An 18,333-nucleotide genomic window follows, 5' to 3' on the forward strand; every position below is an offset into this window, starting at 1 on the left:
TCAATAATGCGCCTAAAAGACCGACCAGCCAGTACGCGTAGTGAATTCGTCCAGCGCGGCCACGCCTGCCACGGAATTCCCGGACCTTCCCAGGCCAGGGCTCCACACGCTGATGGCGCACTTGTTGGGAACCACGGCCACGATCCCCCCGCCCACGCCACTCTTGCCCGGAAGGCCCACGCGATACGCGAATTCTCCCGCGGCATCGTACGTTCCGCAGGTGAGCATCACGGCGTTGATCCGCTTGGTCTGCGCCGGTGACAGCAACAGGGTTCCGTCTCCCCCCAAACCGTTGGAGGCCAGGAACCGGGTTGCGAGCGCCAGGTCTTCACAGGTCATGGCCAGGGCGCACTGCTTTGCGTAGGAGTCCAGAACGTCGTCCACCGGATTTTCCAGGTTGCCGCAACTTGCCAGGAAATGCGCCAGCGAGGCATTGCGGTGACCGTTGGCCAGCTCCGAGCCGGCAACGTGGTGATCAGTGTCAACGCCTGCGTTGCCTGTCTCTTGGCGCATCAAGTCACGCACGGCATGGGCGGCGTTGCCTGTCAGGCTAAGGAGCCGGTCCGTCACCACGATCGCCCCGGCGTTGATGAACGGGTTGCGGGGTATGCCTTCCTCGCTCTCCAACTGGACCAAGGAATTGAACGGATTACCCGAGGGTTCGCGGAACACCCGCTTCCAGATGCGGTCGCCATCGGAAGCCAGCACCAAGGCGAGGGCGAAGACCTTGGAGATGCTTTGGATGGAGAACTCCACGTGGGCGTCCCCGGCCGAAAACACGTCGCCATCCCGGGTGACTACCGAGATCCCGAACTGGTGAGCGTCCACCGCCCCGAGCTGGGGAATGTAATTAGCCACGGATCCTTGGCCGATGTGGGGTTGAACTGCTCCGACAATGTCCTCAAGTAGGTTCTGAATGTCCACGGTCAACCCCTGTTTCGGCGTGAGTCCCGTCCTCGTTGAAGGGACTCCGCAAGTGTTCCTGTCTCCTGCGCGTAATCACGCACAGCCAGCAACATTACCTGCCCTACTGAGGCTCCGTGTTCGCTGCATGAAACTGGACCAGGCGTCGAGTGTGGCTCATCTGCCTTGCTCGGGGCGGGCATCGGACCACCCGGCACTCTTCGTCTTCGGGTCTTCACACCGGCGAGTTGGCGATCCGGACGCAGTCGGCCCGTAAGGCCGACAGTTCTGGGAGGGCTGCCGGGTTACCCAAAATGTTGAAGAGTGGCAGGTGCTTACGAAGAAGAGCCCGCTCCTCTGCCTTATGGTCGCGGGTCAACACGATCCAGTTCACGAGAAGGTTCTGATTGATCCAGGCGATGATCGCCACTTCGTCGACGGGGGCGAAAGTGTAGTTCCGGGTGTTCGCTTTCCCCATAAGGCTGCCGGCTACAGGACGATAGCCGAGGACCGCACCAACGCTTCGGAAGAACGTACCGTGCCCCTTCGCCCGAAGTTCCTGGCCAAGGAGACGAGTCTTCAGGCTCGTCCGAGCGATTCCGACATACAGCAAGTCATGGGCGCTACGCTCGCTCAGACCTGCAAATGGCGCAGGGAGTGCTGATTTATCCCGGATTCGGATGGCATACAGCCCAGCACGATCGGGGACCGTAGGGTCAATTTCCCCGGCCGGCTTGAAGCTATCGGAACTGAGTAGTTCTTCTTCGATCGCGGAAGAAACCACGGACGCATCAACCGACGGCTCCAAAATTGACAATCTCGGCTCGTTCCTTAGGTCCCAGGACGATCCGAGCCATTCCGCAAGACTGATAGTGCTTCCCGACTGAATGAACAGTTTCGGGTAGTTCTTGGTCCGTCCGTGAACTTGGAATGGGGTGACCGGAGAACGGTCCCGTTTCACGTACGACTTGCGTGCGTTGACCTGTGTTGCAATCGCGGTGGTTGTCATTGGCTGGCCACGCTCGAGGAGGATCGCCCGAATGGCCTCGTGAAGCGTCATTTGCTCGTCCTTTGGTCCGTCATGGTGCGGTAAACATCGGTACGGCACGTCGGTTGAGCCGCACTTTAGCCCCGAGCCTAATCGAACGGGACCTGAAGCGACTTTTGGTCGTTGGCGCTCCACCCGAAAGCCGGGGCAACGTGTTTCGCGACGTTCCCCAACAGCTTGGCGTTGTAGTCCACGCCCAGCTGGTTCGGCACTGTGAGCAGGATAGTGTCGGCTGCCTGGACTGCCGCGTCTTTGGCCAGCTCCTCGGCCAACGCGTCCGGCTCGCCGATGTAGCTTTTCCCGAAACGGGACAACGCGCCGTCGAGAATGCCTACCTGGTCCTGGCTGTCTGCCTGGGCACGGAGGCCGAAGTAGTGGTTGTCGATGTCGTCCACGATGGGGATCACGCTGCGGCTCACAGAGATTCGCGGTTCGAAGTCATGCCCGGCAGCGGCCCAGGCCTCGCGGAACATATGGATCTGCTCGGCCTGCAGCTCGTCAAAGGGCACACCCGTGTCCTCCGTGAGAAGAGTGGAGCTCATGAGGTTCATGCCTTGCTCGGCTGCCCAGACGGCCGTCTTCCGGGTTCCGGCGCCCCACCAGATCCGCTGTGGCAGGCCTGGTGACTGGGGCTGGATAGGCAGCAAACCTGTGGCCCCTCCGGCGTAATGGGGATCCGCCTCGGCGACACCGTGCCCTGCGATGGCTTTGCGGAACAGGGCGGTGTGGCGGCGGGCCATGTCGCCGCCGTCCTCGCCGTCGGCTGGGACGTACCCGAAGTTCGCGGCACCATTCCGGGCGGGCTCGGGTGAACCACGGCTCACGCCAAGCTGGAGCCTGCCGTCACTGATGAGGTCCGTAGCCGCGGCTTCCTCGGCCATGTAGAGCGGGTTCTCGTAGCGCATGTCGATCACGCCGGTACCCATTTCGATGCGGCTGGTCCGCGCGGCGATCGCGCTCAAGAGCGGGAAGGGCGAGGCCTGTTGCCGGGCGAAGTGGTGGACACGGAAGAAGGCGCCATCTATGCCCAGCTCCTCCGCGGCAACTGCTAGCTCGATTCCTTGCTTGAGCGCTTCGCCAGCCGTTGGGACGAGCGAGCCAGGGACCCGCGCCCAGTGGCCGAAGGACAGGAAGCCGATCCGTTTCTTGTGCATGTCCGGAACAACGCTGACCCGTGCCGGCTCATTCCTCAATCAGCGCGTCGATAGTGCATTGCCACCACGCCGTTGCTGAGCGGCGTCGCGGAGATCAGATCGAGGTGCCGGGTGCCGGGCAGTCCGCCTTGGTACAGGGTGGGGCCGTGGCCGGTGATCATGGGGTGGATAAGGAATTTGTAGTCGTCGATCAGATCCAATCGGTCCAACTCTGTGGCGAGTTTGCCGCTGCCCACGAGCACCCCGTTGGGAGTCCTGTCCTTGAGTTCCTGCACCGCCGTGCGCAGCTCCCCGGCGACATGATGACTGTTGGTCCAAGGGAAGTCGCTCCGCGTCGCCGAGACGACGTACTTCGGCTTGGCTTCGAGTTTGACCGCCCACTCGCGCAACGCCTGGGGCGCGTCCACTTCCCCGCGGGCCACCAAGGGCCAGTAGACTTCCATCATTTCGTAGGTGGTGCGGCCCCAGAGCATTGCGCCGTTCTGGTCCAGGAGTCGTGTGAAGTGGGCGTGCGTCTCGTCATCGGCGATGCCCTCCTGGTGGTCAACACAACCATCCAAAGTGACGTTGATGCTGAACGTTAGACGGCCCATTCGACGATTCTAGGCCGCCGAGGGCAATAGCGCAGCGTATGGACGAGGGCATACAGGCGTGCGAAATGGTGCAGCCGAAAAGCCGAATCCTTGAAGGCTATACCCTCCGGGGGTATGCTGCTGTTGGACGAAAAGGAGGTGGAAGAGCATCGTGAACAGGCTAGTGTTCCCTCGAGCTCTTTCCACCATCTCCGGACGGCTCTCGCTCCTGCTTCTGGTGGCAGCTGTGATTGCGGGCATTTTTGGCATGCATGTGGTCAGCGGATCCCATGGCGTTCACTCGGCCGACTCTGTGTCTCCGGAAGTAGCCCCTGATTCATCACCTCACGCGCACGCCTCTTCGCAGCTTCTCCATGGGCCTTCGCCTGCGGAAGCGGACAGGTGCACGTCTGGAGGCTGCTCCTGCGTCCAGGCCGACAACGCCAACTGCATCCCTTCCTTGAAAACCGGCTCCTTGGCTGCGCCGCCTCCAGGTACCGCCGTTGCCATCATCTCCGCAACCCGGGGACACCAAGAACCCCCGCCTTTCTGGTCCTATCGGCCAGACGCGCCCACACCCGGGCAACTCAGCATCAGCAGGACGTAAGCATTGGAACGGGCCAACGGCATGCAGGCCCGACTTCGCCATACCTGGTCCCACGTTTTCGGGGCCCATCTGCTTACCCTTGGCGGCCGACCACCGTGCCGCCTGAATTGGCAAAGGACCATTCACTGATGAACAAAAAGCGCTTCATTGTCCCAGGGGCCGCTCTTGCAGGCCTGATCGCATTGGCCAGCTGTGCTTCGAATCCCGCTTCCGATTCGATGCCGGGCATGGATCACGGCAACACCACCGCGTCTGCCAACAGCAGCACCTCCGAGCACAATGCGGCGGACACAATGTTCGCCCAAATGATGATTCCCCACCACGCCCAAGCAGTGGAAATGTCCGACGCGATGCTGGCCAAGAAGGACATCCCTGCGCCTGTCATCGCTCTGGCAACAAAGATCAAAGCAGCGCAGGCACCGGAAATAGACAAGATGACGGCTTGGCTCAAGAGCTGGAACGAGTCGTCCACCATGTCCGGCCACGGTGGTCACAGCATGGACGGCATGCTGAGCGACGCCGAGCTGCTGAAACTCGATGGCTCCCAAGGCATGGAGGCGGCCAAGCTCTTCCTGAGCCAAATGATCGCCCACCATGAAGGCGCCGTCACCATGGCCAAGACCGAGACAAGCCAAGGCAAGAACCCCGACGCCGTCCAGCTCAGCAAGGACATCGTGACCTCACAGGAGCAGGAGATCCAGGAAATGAAGGACCTCCTGGCCGGTCTCTAGCGCCGCGGTACCGTGACGCAAAAGCCCGACGGCGGGAGGTCGCCGTCGGGCTTTTGCGTTGCGTTTGCGTGACTCGCAGCGTTTCCCGCCAAACGCCCCCGTAACCGCTGGTGCAAACGGCGCGAAAGCACGCGGACCCGACGCCGAAAGGGTGCGCTACTTCGCGTGGGCCTCGCCCGCTGCTGCTTCACTTCGTGGATCAACGACTGTGGTGGGAGGCATTGGCTCCGGGTTGGTTGGTCCCGCGCTCTCGATTCTCCACTCGCTTCCCACCCTCACTAACTCAAACTTCTGCTCGTAGACGTAACCCTCGTCAGGTCCCGTCACCCCAGCCACTGGTGCATGCGACAAATGAGTCAGCTCCGACGCGATGGCGTGCGCCCCACCATCAACGAGCGTCAACTCCTTGATGGTTACTTCCGACCTGCTGTCCGTGAAGGCAACCCCATGGCGAAGAAGGTCTTCGGCCTTCCTGCGAAGCTTCAGATATTCCTGTTCCGTTGCAGCCACGGCAGACGGGGCGAAGTAGTGGTCAATCTCGTCGGTGCTTGGCGCCAGCCCGGATACAATCTGATGATTCCTACGATCGATGGCTTGCTCGATGACGGCTTGTATGGAGGCCACGGATTCGGGATCCGGTTTCGCGGACGGACTCCCGCACGCGGAGACCGCCATGAGGCCAACTGCTGCGCTTGTTACCAGGAGCCTCCGGGACACGAGCATCAGGCCGCCTCTCACATGAACCCTAAAACCGCCTCCCCCAATTGAAGGCTCTCCGAAAAGTAACAGCCCGCCCTCAGGAGCACCAGACCTCGGTAAGAAAAGGCTCGACGGCGGGAGGTCGCCGTCGGGCTTTTGCGCTGCGTTTGCGTGACTCGCAGCGTTTCCCGCCAAACGCCCCCGTAACCGCTGGTGCAAACGGCGCGAAAGGGCGCGGACCCGACGCCGAAAGGGTGCGCCCGGCGCGAAGGAGTGCTGGAGGCGCGAAGTGGTGGAACCCGCCAAGGTCTAGCGGCTGCTGCCCGCCAGCAAACCCCGGCGCTGCAGCAAGCGCTTTTCGATCGGCCCGAACACCAGGAGCTCGATCAAGATTCCCACGAACAGGATCAGAAGGATCGCGGACATCACAATGGTCATGTCGGACAAGAGTCGGCCTTGATCCAACAACGAGCCCAGCCCAAAGCCGATGGTGCCGCCCACCGCGATGATTTCAGCGGCCATGAGGGATCGCCAAGAGAAAGCCCAGCCCTGCTTCAGACCGCCGATGTAACCGGGAAGTGCGGCCGGCAGGACAATCTGCAGCGCCATCTGGAGACGGTTGGCCCCAAGGACCGTGCCCACGCTGCGGTACTGCGGCGGGATCTGGTCCACACCGGAGATGAGCCCGTTGATGATGGACGGGATGGCGCCCATGAAAACAACGAAGTATACGGTGGCGTCGGTGAGGCCGAACCAGATGATCGCAGCAGGAACCCAAGCCACAGACGGTAGAACCTGCAAACCGGAAATCAGCGGCCCGAACGCACGGCGCAAAGGAGCCACCTGAGCCAGGATCAGCCCTACAGGCGTCGCGATGACCACCGAAATCAGGAAGCCGATCACACCACGCTGCAGAGACGTCCACACTGCTTCCTGGACTTTACCTTCGCCCCACATCGTGACGAACTGGGTGAGGACGTCCAAGGGTCCGGGAACGAGGTCGCGCCGCTTGAATTCGAGCGAAACGTAGAACTGCCACGCCAGGATGAGGACCACCAGGGCGGCAACGGGCAGCAGCACCCGCTTCCATTCGATGCCGGCCTTGCGCCCGCTATCCGACTGGAGGTTGTCCAGGCCGGCTTCGAGGTCGCGTAGTTCCGAGGCGTTGCCCTTCAGCGACGGCGAGGTGATGTGCTCTTTGGAATCTGTCACGGGAAGGGTCCGCTCTTCGGTGGTGATGGGGTTACTTGGCATGGCGGCGGATCTCCTCGCGAAGGCGGCGCGTGATGGTTCCGGTGAGCTCCCCAGCACGTCCCGGATCAGTGCGATGCTCCTCGGTGACGTCCCATTCGGCCACAACGCGGCCGGGACGCGAGGAGAGCAGCAACACCCGCTGGCCGAGACGGACGGCCTCGCGTACGTTGTGGGTAACGAACACGATGGTCCGGCCGGTTTCCTTCCAGATCCGCTCAAGCTCGTCGTGGAGGAGGTCGCGGGTGATGGCGTCGAGGGCGGCGAACGGCTCGTCCATCAACAGCAGTTGCCGGTCCTGTGCCAAGGAACGGGCCAAAGCCACGCGTTGCCGCATGCCGCCTGACAGCTCGTGGGGACGCTTGTCCCCCGCGCCGCCCAAGTGCACCAGTTCCAGCAGTTCGGTTGCGCGGGCACGCCGGCTCGCCTTGGTGCTGGACTTGTCCGCCAGCTGCAAAGCCAACTCGATGTTGCCCCGCGCCGTCAGCCAAGGGAACAGGGCCGCGTCCTGGAACATGAAGGCTGCGCCGTCGCTGGGCACTTCAAGAGCGCCCGACGTCGGCGGTTCCAGTCCCGCCATGATGTTCAGCAGGGTGGACTTACCGCAGCCGGACGCACCGAGGAGGGCGACGAATTCGCCTTGAGCGATGGTGGCGTTGACGTCGTCCAGCACCGGGGCGCCATCGCCGAAGCGCTTGCCCAGGTTCTCGAGTACGACTGGCATGGTCCCGTCCTTCGTGTTGATTGGTAGAGCTGATGTGGCCAAAGGCCGGCCCGCTCCCCCATGAAGAAGAGGGGAAGCGGACCAGCCCGTTACTGCTTAGTCTTGGCCAAGACCTGCAGCTGAGGTCTTCTTGCCTTCAACCTCGTTCAAGGTGCGGAGATCGAAGATGCCGTTGATGTCAGCCTGCTGGGTGGTTCCGGCTTTCACACCGTCTTCCAGCAGCTTGTTGTACGTTCCGGCCAGCGGGTCGGTGGTGAACTTGATGTTCTGCAGAGCGCGTTCAATCACGTTGGCCGGCAGCGGCTTGCCTGCCGTGTCCTTCAGAACCGCGTTGATGGTGGTTGCCTTCTCCTCAGCAGAAGCCGAGTTGAGCCAGTTCACGGATTCAACGTGACCCTTCAGAAGAGCCTTTACGGTCTCGGGGTGTTCGGCGGCGAACTTCTTGTTCACGATCAGGATGGTGGTGGTGAAGTCACCGTTCTCCCACAAGTCCTTCTCATCAACCAGGACCTTCGCCCCGGCTTCGAGCACCAGGCGGGAGGCCCAAGGCTCAGGCAACCACGCGCCGTCGAGCTTTCCGTCCTGGAAGAGCTTCAGCGACTGGGCGTTTTCGGTGGGGTTGATGTTCACATCGCCGCTGCCATCGGTGTTGGTCTTGAATCCTTGGTCGCCCAACCAAGCGCGGAGGGCCACGTCCTGGGTTCCGCCAAGCTGCGGGGAGCTGAGGATCTTGCCCTTGAGGTCGGCCGCGGAGTTGATCTCCGGCTTGACCACCAACTGGGCGCCGCCCGATGCTGCGCCGGCGATGATGCTGATGGACTCGCCCTTGCTCTTGACGAAGGAGTTGATGGCCGGGTTCGGGCCAATGTACGTAGCGTCGATGGCGCCGGCGTTCAGGGCTTCGATCGCGGCGGGGCCAGCGTTGAAGACCTGGGTGCTGAGCTTGGTTTCGCCGAGTTCCTTGGCGATCAGGCCCTTGCTGGTGCCTACCAGCGCCGGGCCGTGGGTGACGTTGCTGAAGTAGCCGAGCTTGAGCTCAGCCGCGGGCGTGGTGGTGGGAGCCGGTGCAGCTTGGTTGTTCTGCGAAACAGCGGAAGCGACTGCGGCGCCTGCACCGATCAGCAGCACCAGGCCGACGGCCAAGCCGATTTCCAGGGTGCGGCGGCGCTTGGGCTTGGGTGCGGTCTCACCGGCGACAATGCGAGTGGTACCGGAATCAGGTTTGTGTGACTCGGGGGTGTTCGACATGAGGGGGTCCTAAGGAGATGTTGGATGCGAGTTGGGGCGAAGATCAGGCCCCGTGACATCGCCCGTCGAGGGCAAGCAAGGACCATTCCGGAGAGGTCATGCATTCACAGTAGGGACTGTCATATTTCCGCTTCAATCCCGCAGAAACCAAGGTTCACGCAGGTTCACGTGGCGTCATATTCGCTGCCAGGCCTTCAATGTCGCGCGGAGTTGTGCGGCAGCAGCCACCTATGAGACGGGCGCCGCGATCCTGCCAATCCGGGGCGTTGCCCGCCAAGGTTCCACTGCCCTGAACGCCCGCCGATGGAGCCCACGTCTTGGTCACGGCATCGTAGCTCTCCCCCGAATTCGGATACGCGACCAGTGGCTTGTTCGAGAAGCGGTGCAGAGTGCCGAGCGCGTCCGTTACGAGCTCCAGCGGCACACAGTTAACGCCGACGGCGGTCACGCGCGGTTCCGCGCTGAGCAGCACAGCCACGTCGCCGATCGGTGTTCCGTCGCTGATGTGGCCGCTGTCCCGCAGCGTAAACGTAAACCAGGATTCGACGTCGAACTCCGCTACGAGCGCCACCAGCGCCTCCGCTTCGGCGTATGACGGCAGCGTCTCACATGCCAGGAAATCCGCGCCGGCTTCCACCAGCGCAGCAATGCGAGGCCGGTGGAAGTCCCTGAATTCCGCGGCAGAAAGCGTGTAATCACCGCGGTACTCTGAACCGTCAGCGAGGTAAGCGCCGTATGGGCCAACGGATCCGGCCACCAAAAGCGGCCCATTCGCGGTGCCATCTGCCAAAGCTTCCCGGCGCGCTTCATCGGCCAAGCGGACACTCAACGCCACCAACTCCAGCGACTCTTCAGCGCCCAGCCCACGCCATGCGAAACCCTGCGGAGTCGCCTGGTAGCTGGCTGTGATGGCAACGGAGGCACCGGCGTCGAAGTAGTCCCTGTGGACCTGTTTGATCAGGTGCGGCTGCTCCAGCAGGACCTTGGCCGACCACAACGGATCCTCAAGATCGCAACCGTGGGCCTCCAGTTCCGTGGCAAGTGCGCCGTCCAAAACCAGGTCCTTGCCGGTAGCCAGATGGGTGCTGAGCGTGGTGTTATGTGGCATGGGTCCTTCCCCAAAAAGAAAACCGCAGCTTGCTCGCTGATCCCGCCGTACAACGTTAGGAGTCGCGAACAAGCTGCGGTTTTGTGACTACGTGTGACCCTAGATGACGTAACGTTCGTCTTCATGGTCGCCCGGGTGGTCCTTCACCAAACCAGCGGCAAGGGTGTTGCCGTCGATGGGGTCGATCACCAGGAAGGCGCCTGTGCGCCGGTGGTGCAGGTAGTTCTCCAGCGGCAACGGAGCGGACAAGCGAAGCTGCGCGTGTCCGATGTCGTTGAGCTCCAGGTTGGAAGCCGGCTCCACGTTGAACGTAGCCAGGTCCAGCTTGCCGGTGACGTTCCGGACCAGCGCCTGAACGGTGCGCGTTCCGTGCTTCACCAGGACCTTCTGGCCTTCGCGGAGCGGCTTCGGCGAGAGCCATGCCAGCGATGCGTACAGGTCAGCGGTGCTTTCGCGGACCGTCCCGGCTGCAGCGATGGTGTCGCCGCGGGCGATGTCGATCTCGTCGGCCAAACGGACAGCCACCGATTGCGGGGCAGCGGCCTCTTCCAGCGACTGGCCGGCAAAGTCGATGCCAACAACCGTGGTGGTGCGCGGCTCGTGACCCGGGCTGATGACGGATACTTCGTCGCCGAGCTTCACGGAGCCCTCGGTGATTTGGCCGGCGTAGGCACGGTAATCGCGGTACGCCTCTACATCGAGCCCGGCAGCAACAGCATCCGGAGCAAGGGCGCCCTGCGGCCGGATGACCAGCTGGACCGGGAAGCGGAAGCTTTCCAGTTCTGCCTCAAGCTCATCAGCGGCAGGGAGGGTTTCGAGGACCTCCAGCAGTGCAGGTCCGGTGTACCAAGGGGTGCGCTCGGAGCGATCCACAACGTTGTCGCCGTCGAGCGCCGAAACGGGAACCACCAGCAGATCAGCAACGCCATCGGAACCCAGGCCGAGCTCGCGGGCAACCTTCTGAACATCAGTTTCGATGTCGCGGAACACTTGCTCGCTGAAGTCCACCAGGTCGATCTTGTTCACCGCCACGATGACGTGGGCCACACGCAGCAACTGCAGCACGGACAGGTGCCGGCGGGTCTGCTCCAGCACACCCTTACGGGCGTCAATGAGTACGACGACGGCATCCGCAGTGGACGCGCCGGTCACCGTGTTCTTGGTGTACTGAACGTGGCCGGGGCAGTCCGCCAGAATGAAGCTGCGGCGGTCCGTAGCGAAATAGCGGTAGGCGACATCGATGGTGATGCCCTGCTCGCGCTCGGCACGCAGGCCGTCGGTCAGGAGGGCCAGGTCAATCCCGCCCTTTTCCCCGCCGAAGCCGCGGTCCGCAGAGGTGCGGGCAACGGCGTCGAGCGTGTCAGCAAGAATAGCCTTGGAATCGTGAAGGAGGCGGCCCACCAAAGTGGACTTGCCGTCGTCCACCGAGCCGGCGGTCGCGAAACGGAAGAGGGTTGTGGGCAGGGCTGTTTCCAGCCCGGCAGCCAATGTTTCGGTGCTCATTTAGAAGTAGCCGTCCTTCTTGCGGTCTTCCATGGCTGCCTCGGAGATGCGATCATCTGCTCGGGTGGCGCCACGTTCGGTCAGGGTGGAGGCAGCGACTTCAACAACGACGTCGGCCACAGTGCGGGCGTCTGACTCGACGGCACCTGTGCAGGACATGTCTCCCACCGTGCGGTAGCGCACCAGCTTGGTGATGACATCCTCGTTGGGCAGCGGCTGGGAAACCTCGCCCACAGCACGCCACATGCCGTCGCGGGCGAAAACTTCGCGCTCGTGAGCGTAGTAGAGGCTGGGGAGCTCGATGTTCTCACGCTCGATGTAGCGCCAGATGTCCAGCTCGGTCCAGTTGCTGATGGGGAACGCGCGGACGTGCTGGCCCACCGTGTGGCGGCCGTTGTACAGGTTCCACAGTTCGGGGCGCTGGTTGCGCGGGTCCCACTGGCCGAATTCGTCGCGGAGGCTGAGGATGCGCTCCTTGGCACGGGCCTTATCCTCGTCACGGCGGCCGCCGCCGAACACGGCGTCGAACTTGTTGCGCTGGATGGCGTCCAACAGCGGAACGGTCTGCAGCGGGTTGCGAGTGCCGTCGGCGCGCTCGGCAAGCTCGCCGCGGTCGATGAACTCCTGCACGGAGCCAACAACCAACTTCAGGCCCAGGCGCTCAACGGTGCGGTCGCGGAAGTCGATGACCTCCGGGAAGTTGTGGCCCGTGTCCACGTGAAGGACGGGGAAGGGAACCTTGCCCGGCCAGAACGCCTTGGTGGCCAGGTGCAGCATGACCACGGAATCCTTGCCGCCGGAGAACAGCAGCGCGGGCTTCTCGAACTCGGCAACAACCTCGCGGATGATGTGAATGGCTTCGGACTCGAGGGTGTCCAAGCTGGAGAGGCGCTCGGCTGAGGGGGCGTCAACTGCCGCTGCAACTTCCACCGTGGACTCCTCTGTTGTGTACGTGCTCATGTGTGTAGTCCGCATTCTGTCTTGTCGGATCCTGCCCAGCGGCCGGCGCGGGGGTCTTCACCCGGGGCCACTTTGCGGGTGCAGGGCTGGCAGCCGATGGACGGGTAGCCCTGGCTCAGGAGGGGGTTGACGGGAAGGATGTTGTCCTCGGAGTACTCGATCAGCTGATCGAAGGTCCAGTCGACCATCGGGTTCACCTTGACCAGGCCGAAGCCTTCATCCCAGGTGACCACGGGAGTATTCGTGCGGGTGGGGGCTTCATCGCGTCGGACACCGGTGAACCACACCTCGTAGCCGGCAAGCGAGCGGCGCAGCGGCTGAACCTTGCGCAGCGCGCAGCACTGGGCGGGGTCCCGGGCGAACAGGTCCTTGCCCAGAAGGCGGTCCTGCTGTTCCACGGTGCTTTCCGGAAGGACGTCCACCACGTTGACGCGCAGGTTGGCCGCAACTTCGTCGCGGGTCTGGTGCGTTTCCTTGAAGTGGTAGCCGGTTTCCAGGAACAAGACGTCGACGCCGGGAAGCTGGTCCGCGACCAAAGCCGGCAGGACGGCATCGGCCATGGAGCAGGCGACTGTCACCGTGGGCAGTTCGAAGTTGCGGGCCACCCAGGCGATGACGTCCCGAGCCGGCGCGTTCCAGCCCAGCTCAGCAGCACCTGATTCAGCTAAGGCCTTGAGCTCTTCATGGGAGCGCAGCAACGGACGGGCTGCTGAGCTGGCGAGGTTGGTAATGGTGACGGGATCTGTCATTGGAGATCTCCTTCATCTGCCGAGTGTGCCCACTCTGCAAAGGTCTGGCCCTCTGCGCCCACGGCGACGAACTTCCGGACCACGCGCTCCACATAATCGGGCAGGTCTTCCACCGTGACTTTGAGGCCGCGGACGGTACGTCCCAAACCGGCTTCCTCGCGCTCGTTGTTAGCCAGCCCGCCACCGAGGTGGACCTGGAAACCCGGGGTGGGATCGCCGTCGGGCGTTGGCAGCATCATGCCCTTCAGGCCGATATCGGCCGTCTGGATACGTGCGCAGGAGTTCGGGCAACCGTTGATGTGGAGGGACAGTGCCGACGGCAGCTGCTTGGTCTCCACGAGGTCGGCCAAGCGGCGCTCCAGCTCAGCGATGGCCGTAGCCGCCGTGACCTTGGTTTCCACGATGGCCAACTTGCAGAACTCGATGCCCGTGCAGGCGATGGTGCCGCGGCGGAACACGGACGGACGAGCCGAGAGGCCCAAGGTATCCAGTTCGGCGATGAGCGGCTCCACCTGCTCCTTGGCCACGTCCAGGATGACCAGCTTCTGGTGAGGAGTGGTACGGAGGCGGTAGCTTCCGTGCTTCTCCAGCGTGTCAGCCAGCGTAACCAGTGCCTCGCCGGAGGTGCGACCCACAGTCGGGGTCACGCCGATGAAGAACTTGCCGTCCTTCTGCTCATGAACGCCGATGTGGTCACCGGGAGCCGTGGGCTTGGGAGCTGCAGGGCCATCGGGAAGCTTGAATCCGAGGTATTCGTCTTCAAGGATCTGGCGGAACTTGGCAGGACCCCAATCGTTCATGAGGAACTTCAGGCGGGCCTTGGTGCGCATACGGCGGTAACCGTAGTCGCGGAAGATGCTGGTGACGCCGAGCCATACTTCAGCGGCAACGTCAGCGGAGACGAACACACCCAGGCGTTCGGCCAAGCGGGGGTTGGTGGACAGGCCGCCGCCAACCCAGAGGTCGTAGCCCGCGCCGAGTTCGGGGTGGACGACGCCAACCAAGGCGAAGTCGTTGATCTCGTGCACCACGTCCTGGGACGGGTGGCCCGTGATGGCGGTCTTGTATTTGCGCGGCAGGTTAGCCAGCTCGGGGTCGCCGATGAAACGCTCGGCCAGCTCGTGGATCAACGGCGTGGGATCGATGATCTCGTCCTTGGCGATGCCCGCGACCGGGGATCCGAGGATGACGCGGGGAACGTCGCCGCAAGCCTCAGTAGTAGACAGTCCGATGCCTTCGAGGCGGCGCCAGATTTCCGGCACGTCCTCAACACGGATCCAGTGCAGCTGGATGTTCTGGCGGTCCGTGAGGTCGGCCGAGCCGCGGGCGAAGTCCACGGAGATCTGGCCAATAACGCGAAGCTGCTCGGTGGTCAGCGCACCGCCGTCGATGCGCACACGCAGCATGAAGTACTTGTCTTCGAGCTCGTGCGGTTCAAGCGTTGCGGTCTTGCCGCCGTCGATCCCGGGCTTGCGCTGGGTGTAGAGGCCCCACCAACGGAAGCGGCCGTGAAGGTCTGTGCCGTCGATCGAATCGAAGCCCTCTTTGGAGTAGACAGACTCAATCCGCTCACGGACGTTCAGCCCGTTGTCTTCCTGTTTCCAGGTCTCGTTGGCATTGAGGGGCGCGGTGCCGTCAACCTTCCACTGGCCGTGGGGCTTGGCGGCAGGGCGGGTGCGTGCCGGACGCTTGGTGGTCTCAGCCGACGCACCGGCTACAGCTGTATCTGTCATACATCGACTGTAGGTCTGGCCAGTTTTCGCCAGCAAAGGTCCGGAAACGCGAAGTCACCTAGGGAAACATTTCGTCACGAAGGCTTCATCGGCCTTGTTGCAGCGGGCTTCTTATGCAGGTTCATATTGTGGCTTTGTGGCCCCTTTCGTGACGCTCCTCTGTGGGATTGAACGTGTGACAAGACGGATTCGTCCAATCGTTGTAGCGTCGTTGAGGTATCGGCCGAGTCCGAGGACGCTATTTGGGGGAACGATGACGCTCAACTGGAATATTGACACCGCAGGCACCCACGCGTGCTGACCACGGCGGCTTCTAATATCGACGCGCAGAACGAAGCGGCGAAGGGTATGGGGACCGCCATTTCCGATGCTGGGGCCACACTCGGCACCGGTCTCGTAGCTCAGGCGCTCAATGAATTCGTAGAGCAGTCACTGGCACTCAAGGTCAAGTTCATTGCCGGCAGGTCCGCAGCAATCGTCCAAGGAACCAACGACGCCCTCATGGCGTACGTTCAGGCAGACGGCGTCATGGCGCAGCAGGCCCAGGCCTCGGCCATCGCGGCCGGCAACAGCGCGTCCGGTAACAGCGCGTCCGACGGCGGCGCCATGCCACTGCGGGCAGGTCACCGCCCGGCGGAGCTTGGCTAAAGGGACAACATGACTACCTTCAACGAGATTTGTGTAGCGCCAGGGGGTGGGGTCCCGGGCCTCGACCTCACAGCGTTGCCCGTGATACCCAACCCGGAAGCTTTGGACGCACAAGCTGCTGCCCTTTCAACTGCCGGGGCGAAGTATGAGGCATCAGTTCAGGTCACTGCCTCGGGCTGGAACGCCTTGGCCGGGACATTCGATACACCCGAGAAGCCACAGCTTCTGGCGGCCTTTTCCCCAGTTACCACCATGGCGGATGATCTCAATAGCGGCGTTTCAATGGTCGCTTCTGCCCTGTCGGTTTTCGCTTCCGCTTGCCGCGACATCAAAACGAGAAGCGACGCCCTGAGGAGCGATTCCGGAAATCTCAGTTCACGCATTGAGCTCAAGGGCGACGAGTGGGCCACCGCTCCTGAGCTCGTTAGTGAGCAGAACCGGCAGCTCGCTGAACTTAACAACATCAAGGCTCGGTTCATGGAAGCCGAGCAGGACTGTGCCAATAAGATCGCTGCCCAGTACGGCGGAACACATTATGTGAACATCAACGATTCGCAGGCGAAGCCGGATGGATCCAATGTTCATGCTGTTGATGCCGGGACTTTGGATGCATTGGGCGCACAAGGTGATCTCCCCTGGGGCGCACCCGTGGATCGGGCCAGACTTCGGGGCTTGATGGGTGCTGGGCAGGGCCTGTTGGACTCGGGGTGGGAGTTGGTGGGCGGCGCCTACTCATTGACTCCGTTGTCGCTGGCGTGGAAACCCGAGATTAAGGAATTGGGCCTCACCACCCAAAATTTCGGTGACGCCTGGAGTGGTGTGGGCAGCATGCTCTGGAACGTGGGCATGTTTGTAGCCCCTGGCATCTGGCTGGACCGGGCAATCACAGGGAAACAGTAGGAGCAGGACGCTGCGGCTGAGCAGTTGGGAAAGGTCCTTCCGGACTTATTCCAGGCGGACGCATGGTCAAAGGGCGAATGGGAATATGCCCTGACCCGCAACTCAGCGGATGTTGGCGCCTTCGTTGTCTCCTTCGGTACGGCTGGCGTCCTGAAGGCCGGATCCCTCGCTGAACGACTTGGTCTGCGTCTCGCCAGTGCGGGTAACCTAGCAAGTCTGCCCGGCACACTGCCAGGCCTTGCCAAAGTAGGAGAACTCCGTTCAGTGACGGTAGCAAAAATCACTGACGTGATGACTACGGTCAAGGTTGTCACCTGGGAGAGCCTGGTCAAACCACCGTTGCAGGGATCCGCGAACCTCCTCAACCACCTCGACGACGGTGCTGGCGCAGTCCGTGTAGCGGACGGCATCTCCGGGGTGGGCCGTGGTCCTTTGGGCGGTCTGGCAGAGGAGGTTCTTCACGGCATCGACCGCCTGGACCAGGCCGCCTACCGTCCCCCGGCGATGGGCACCCTCGGCAGAGCCGCGGAGCATCACGAAGTCATCGCCCAACTCAAACCTTCGCCGCTCCACGATGCCTCGAACCCTGCAGTGCAGCAAGTGGTTCGTGTCCCCGATTCCATGGTTCCCGGACCCAGGACTCCCTGGACCAAAGTCACCGAAGGCTTCGCACCCAACACCGAATACCGGGTGCCCGGCCGCGGTACCTTCATTACGGATGCGAACGGGACCATCAAAGAAGCTGTCATCACCAAGGTCAAGGACAAACTGAACCCTGACCTGAACAACCCGCTGCCGGACATGACGTACAAGGTGGAGGGCGTCAAAGGTGACGTGACGTTCAAGACCAATGGAGAAGGACATACGGAACACGTCAAGGTGGAGGGGCTCGAACTCGGGGACGGCCAAAGGTCCCCATACATCCAAGGACAGGTCGGCAGGGAATCAATGGCCGAGATAGGCGACTGGGATCCCGACGTCGTTCCACCCGACTACGACGGCGGCCACCTCATCGCGCGACTCTTCGACGGAATCGGCGAACGCATCAACACCGTTGGCATGCTAAAGGAACTGAACCGAAGCTCCGTTAACCGGAAGAACTTCTACAGGATAGAGATGCAGCTCCGCGACAAGTTGCTCGAAGTACCGCCGCCTAAGATCGATTTGGAAATAGACATTATTCGCACACCGGGACTGAAGACTCCCTCACTATTTGAAGTCAATGCATGGGAAAACGGGGAAGGCCTGATAAGCAGGGAATTCCCCAACCTGATAGGAAAGAAGCGATCATGACGGCAGGGAGAGAGAGCCAAAAAGATTTCGAAACAACTCGAGCACTCGAGAGAACCATTGCGGAAGGACTTTGGACGGCACGGCCTTTGGACATTGAGTGGGACACCTTCGCATACGTCCGCTCAGAAGTAGGCGGAACAGCAAGTGCCATCGCTAAGGCCTACTTGGATGGCGCCGAGATAAAGCGCAAGCACATCGACAAGAGCGTTGTCATCGCGGCGCGGACGCTACGGGAGTTGATGTACAGGCCAGGCAAAGGCACCTGGTTTTCTATGACTCTGAGCATCACGCCAGCCGGCGATGGCTGGGAAGCCAGTTACAACTACACGGAGAAGCCCCTCTGGGAGCTAGGTGATCCCGTCAACGACACTTTTGCCCAGGAGCTGTACCTCTTCCCCCGCGACGAGGAACACATCCCTGACTGGTTCAAAGAAGAAATGAAGGGTGCCACCTGGACCCCGGATTCCGACTAGGGCTTCCAGAATGACGCAAGGAACCACTT

At 62.2% G+C, this 18,333-nt stretch carries 19 protein-coding genes; 6 read left to right on the forward strand and 13 right to left on the reverse strand.

Translation table 11 applies throughout. The features are described 5' to 3' along the window. Positions 1 to 12: 12 nt before the first annotated feature. From ARUE_RS16145 to ARUE_RS16160, 4 genes are all read right to left on the reverse strand, one after another. Positions 13 to 924 (reverse strand): glutaminase, encoded by a 912-nt coding sequence (locus tag ARUE_RS16145; RefSeq protein ID WP_043471420.1) that lies wholly within the window; start codon positions 922 to 924, stop codon positions 13 to 15. A 214-nt stretch (positions 925 to 1,138) separates the two neighbouring features. After that, positions 1,139 to 1,963: a GIY-YIG nuclease family protein gene (locus ARUE_RS16150; RefSeq protein ID WP_043470540.1), complete on the reverse strand. Its 825-nt coding sequence runs from the start codon at positions 1,961 to 1,963 to the stop codon at positions 1,139 to 1,141. 77 nt (positions 1,964 to 2,040) lie between these two features. After that, on the reverse strand, positions 2,041 to 3,105 hold the full coding sequence (locus ARUE_RS16155) for an LLM class flavin-dependent oxidoreductase (protein WP_014922471.1): 1,065 nt from the start codon (positions 3,103 to 3,105) through the stop codon (positions 2,041 to 2,043). A gap of 35 nt (positions 3,106 to 3,140) precedes the next feature. After that, positions 3,141 to 3,698 carry a dihydrofolate reductase family protein gene (locus ARUE_RS16160; RefSeq protein ID WP_011775718.1) on the reverse strand — a complete coding sequence of 186 codons (558 nt, stop codon included), beginning with the start codon at positions 3,696 to 3,698 and terminating at the stop codon, positions 3,141 to 3,143. A 151-nt stretch (positions 3,699 to 3,849) separates the two neighbouring features. Between ARUE_RS16160 and ARUE_RS24155 the strand changes: the two genes are divergently transcribed. Beyond that, entirely contained in the window at positions 3,850 to 4,284 is a 435-nt protein-coding gene (locus ARUE_RS24155; protein ID WP_162486168.1) for a hypothetical protein, read from the forward strand. Positions 4,285 to 4,412: 128 nt separating this feature from the next. Beyond that, positions 4,413 to 5,015 (forward strand): DUF305 domain-containing protein, encoded by a 603-nt coding sequence (locus tag ARUE_RS16165; RefSeq protein WP_286139771.1) that lies wholly within the window; start codon positions 4,413 to 4,415, stop codon positions 5,013 to 5,015. A 156-nt stretch (positions 5,016 to 5,171) separates the two neighbouring features. Here ARUE_RS16165 and ARUE_RS16170 read toward each other — a convergent pair whose 3' ends face one another. From ARUE_RS16170 to ARUE_RS16210, 9 genes are all read right to left on the reverse strand, one after another. After that, on the reverse strand, positions 5,172 to 5,738 hold the full coding sequence (locus ARUE_RS16170) for a hypothetical protein (protein WP_286139772.1): 567 nt from the start codon (positions 5,736 to 5,738) through the stop codon (positions 5,172 to 5,174). A gap of 285 nt (positions 5,739 to 6,023) precedes the next feature. Next, the gene (locus ARUE_RS16175; protein ID WP_011775722.1) at positions 6,024 to 6,968 is read right to left on the reverse strand and encodes an ABC transporter permease; all 945 of its coding nucleotides are present in this window, start codon (positions 6,966 to 6,968) and stop codon (positions 6,024 to 6,026) included. Further along, on the reverse strand, positions 6,958 to 7,689 hold the full coding sequence (locus ARUE_RS16180; protein WP_014922475.1) for an ABC transporter ATP-binding protein: 732 nt from the start codon (positions 7,687 to 7,689) through the stop codon (positions 6,958 to 6,960). The genes ARUE_RS16175 and ARUE_RS16180 overlap by 11 nt, the downstream gene beginning before the upstream one ends. 96 nt (positions 7,690 to 7,785) lie before the next feature. Further along, positions 7,786 to 8,937, reverse strand: coding sequence for an ABC transporter substrate-binding protein (locus tag ARUE_RS16185; protein ID WP_014922476.1), 1,152 nt, complete (start codon positions 8,935 to 8,937; stop codon positions 7,786 to 7,788). Between the two features lie 154 nt (positions 8,938 to 9,091). Further along, positions 9,092 to 10,045, reverse strand: coding sequence for a homocysteine S-methyltransferase (mmuM, locus tag ARUE_RS16190; protein WP_014922477.1), 954 nt, complete (start codon positions 10,043 to 10,045; stop codon positions 9,092 to 9,094). A 99-nt stretch (positions 10,046 to 10,144) separates the two neighbouring features. Continuing rightward, the gene (locus tag ARUE_RS16195; RefSeq protein ID WP_011775726.1) at positions 10,145 to 11,548 is read right to left on the reverse strand and encodes a sulfate adenylyltransferase subunit 1; all 1,404 of its coding nucleotides are present in this window, start codon (positions 11,546 to 11,548) and stop codon (positions 10,145 to 10,147) included. Then, on the reverse strand, positions 11,549 to 12,508 hold the full coding sequence (cysD, locus tag ARUE_RS16200) for a sulfate adenylyltransferase subunit CysD (protein ID WP_014922478.1): 960 nt from the start codon (positions 12,506 to 12,508) through the stop codon (positions 11,549 to 11,551). Then, the gene (locus tag ARUE_RS16205; protein WP_014922479.1) at positions 12,505 to 13,257 is read right to left on the reverse strand and encodes a phosphoadenylyl-sulfate reductase; all 753 of its coding nucleotides are present in this window, start codon (positions 13,255 to 13,257) and stop codon (positions 12,505 to 12,507) included. Before ARUE_RS16205 ends, cysD begins: the two co-directional genes overlap by 4 nt. After that, a complete protein-coding gene (locus tag ARUE_RS16210) occupies positions 13,254 to 14,990 on the reverse strand; it encodes a nitrite/sulfite reductase (protein WP_014922480.1) in 1,737 nt (578 codons plus the stop codon). The genes ARUE_RS16205 and ARUE_RS16210 overlap by 4 nt, the downstream gene beginning before the upstream one ends. Before the next feature lie 294 nt (positions 14,991 to 15,284). Between ARUE_RS16210 and ARUE_RS16215 the strand changes: the two genes are divergently transcribed. Genes ARUE_RS16215 through ARUE_RS16230 form a run of 4 tightly spaced genes read left to right on the forward strand, consistent with a single transcriptional unit; the run spans position 15,285 to position 18,304 of the window. Continuing rightward, positions 15,285 to 15,638 carry a DUF6507 family protein gene (locus ARUE_RS16215; protein ID WP_014922481.1) on the forward strand — a complete coding sequence of 118 codons (354 nt, stop codon included), beginning with the start codon at positions 15,285 to 15,287 and terminating at the stop codon, positions 15,636 to 15,638. 9 nt (positions 15,639 to 15,647) lie between these two features. After that, positions 15,648 to 16,538 (forward strand): hypothetical protein, encoded by an 891-nt coding sequence (locus ARUE_RS16220; protein ID WP_014922482.1) that lies wholly within the window; start codon positions 15,648 to 15,650, stop codon positions 16,536 to 16,538. 24 nt (positions 16,539 to 16,562) lie between these two features. Next, positions 16,563 to 17,831 carry a DNA/RNA non-specific endonuclease gene (locus tag ARUE_RS16225; protein WP_014922483.1) on the forward strand — a complete coding sequence of 423 codons (1,269 nt, stop codon included), beginning with the start codon at positions 16,563 to 16,565 and terminating at the stop codon, positions 17,829 to 17,831. Further along, on the forward strand, positions 17,828 to 18,304 hold the full coding sequence (locus ARUE_RS16230) for a hypothetical protein (RefSeq protein ID WP_043470544.1): 477 nt from the start codon (positions 17,828 to 17,830) through the stop codon (positions 18,302 to 18,304). Before ARUE_RS16225 ends, ARUE_RS16230 begins: the two co-directional genes overlap by 4 nt. Positions 18,305 to 18,333 lie beyond the last annotated feature (29 nt).

The organism is Arthrobacter sp. Rue61a, assembly GCF_000294695.2.
GTDB classification, from domain to species: Bacteria; Actinomycetota; Actinomycetes; order Actinomycetales; family Micrococcaceae; genus Arthrobacter; species Arthrobacter aurescens_A.

Bases quoted from the DNA above. Each gene is read 5' to 3' on its own strand.
- ARUE_RS16220 (WP_014922482.1), top strand. From the start codon at position 15,648: ATGACTACCTTCAACGAGATTTGTGTAGCGCCAGGGGGTGGGGTCCCG.
- ARUE_RS16150 (WP_043470540.1), bottom strand. From the start codon at position 1,963: ATGACGCTTCACGAGGCCATTCGGGCGATCCTCCTCGAGCGTGGCCAG.
- ARUE_RS16195 (WP_011775726.1), bottom strand. From the start codon at position 11,548: ATGAGCACCGAAACATTGGCTGCCGGGCTGGAAACAGCCCTGCCCACA.
- ARUE_RS16170 (WP_286139772.1), bottom strand. From the start codon at position 5,738: ATGCTCGTGTCCCGGAGGCTCCTGGTAACAAGCGCAGCAGTTGGCCTC.
- ARUE_RS16175 (WP_011775722.1), bottom strand. From the start codon at position 6,968: ATGCCAAGTAACCCCATCACCACCGAAGAGCGGACCCTTCCCGTGACA.
- ARUE_RS16180 (WP_014922475.1), bottom strand. From the start codon at position 7,689: ATGCCAGTCGTACTCGAGAACCTGGGCAAGCGCTTCGGCGATGGCGCC.
- ARUE_RS16165 (WP_286139771.1), top strand. From the start codon at position 4,413: ATGAACAAAAAGCGCTTCATTGTCCCAGGGGCCGCTCTTGCAGGCCTG.
- ARUE_RS16155 (WP_014922471.1), bottom strand. From the start codon at position 3,105: ATGCACAAGAAACGGATCGGCTTCCTGTCCTTCGGCCACTGGGCGCGG.
- cysD (WP_014922478.1), bottom strand. From the start codon at position 12,508: ATGAGCACGTACACAACAGAGGAGTCCACGGTGGAAGTTGCAGCGGCA.
- ARUE_RS16185 (WP_014922476.1), bottom strand. From the start codon at position 8,937: ATGTCGAACACCCCCGAGTCACACAAACCTGATTCCGGTACCACTCGC.
- mmuM (WP_014922477.1), bottom strand. From the start codon at position 10,045: ATGCCACATAACACCACGCTCAGCACCCATCTGGCTACCGGCAAGGAC.
- ARUE_RS16210 (WP_014922480.1), bottom strand. From the start codon at position 14,990: ATGACAGATACAGCTGTAGCCGGTGCGTCGGCTGAGACCACCAAGCGT.
- ARUE_RS16230 (WP_043470544.1), top strand. From the start codon at position 17,828: ATGACGGCAGGGAGAGAGAGCCAAAAAGATTTCGAAACAACTCGAGCA.
- ARUE_RS16205 (WP_014922479.1), bottom strand. From the start codon at position 13,257: ATGACAGATCCCGTCACCATTACCAACCTCGCCAGCTCAGCAGCCCGT.
- ARUE_RS16160 (WP_011775718.1), bottom strand. From the start codon at position 3,698: ATGGGCCGTCTAACGTTCAGCATCAACGTCACTTTGGATGGTTGTGTT.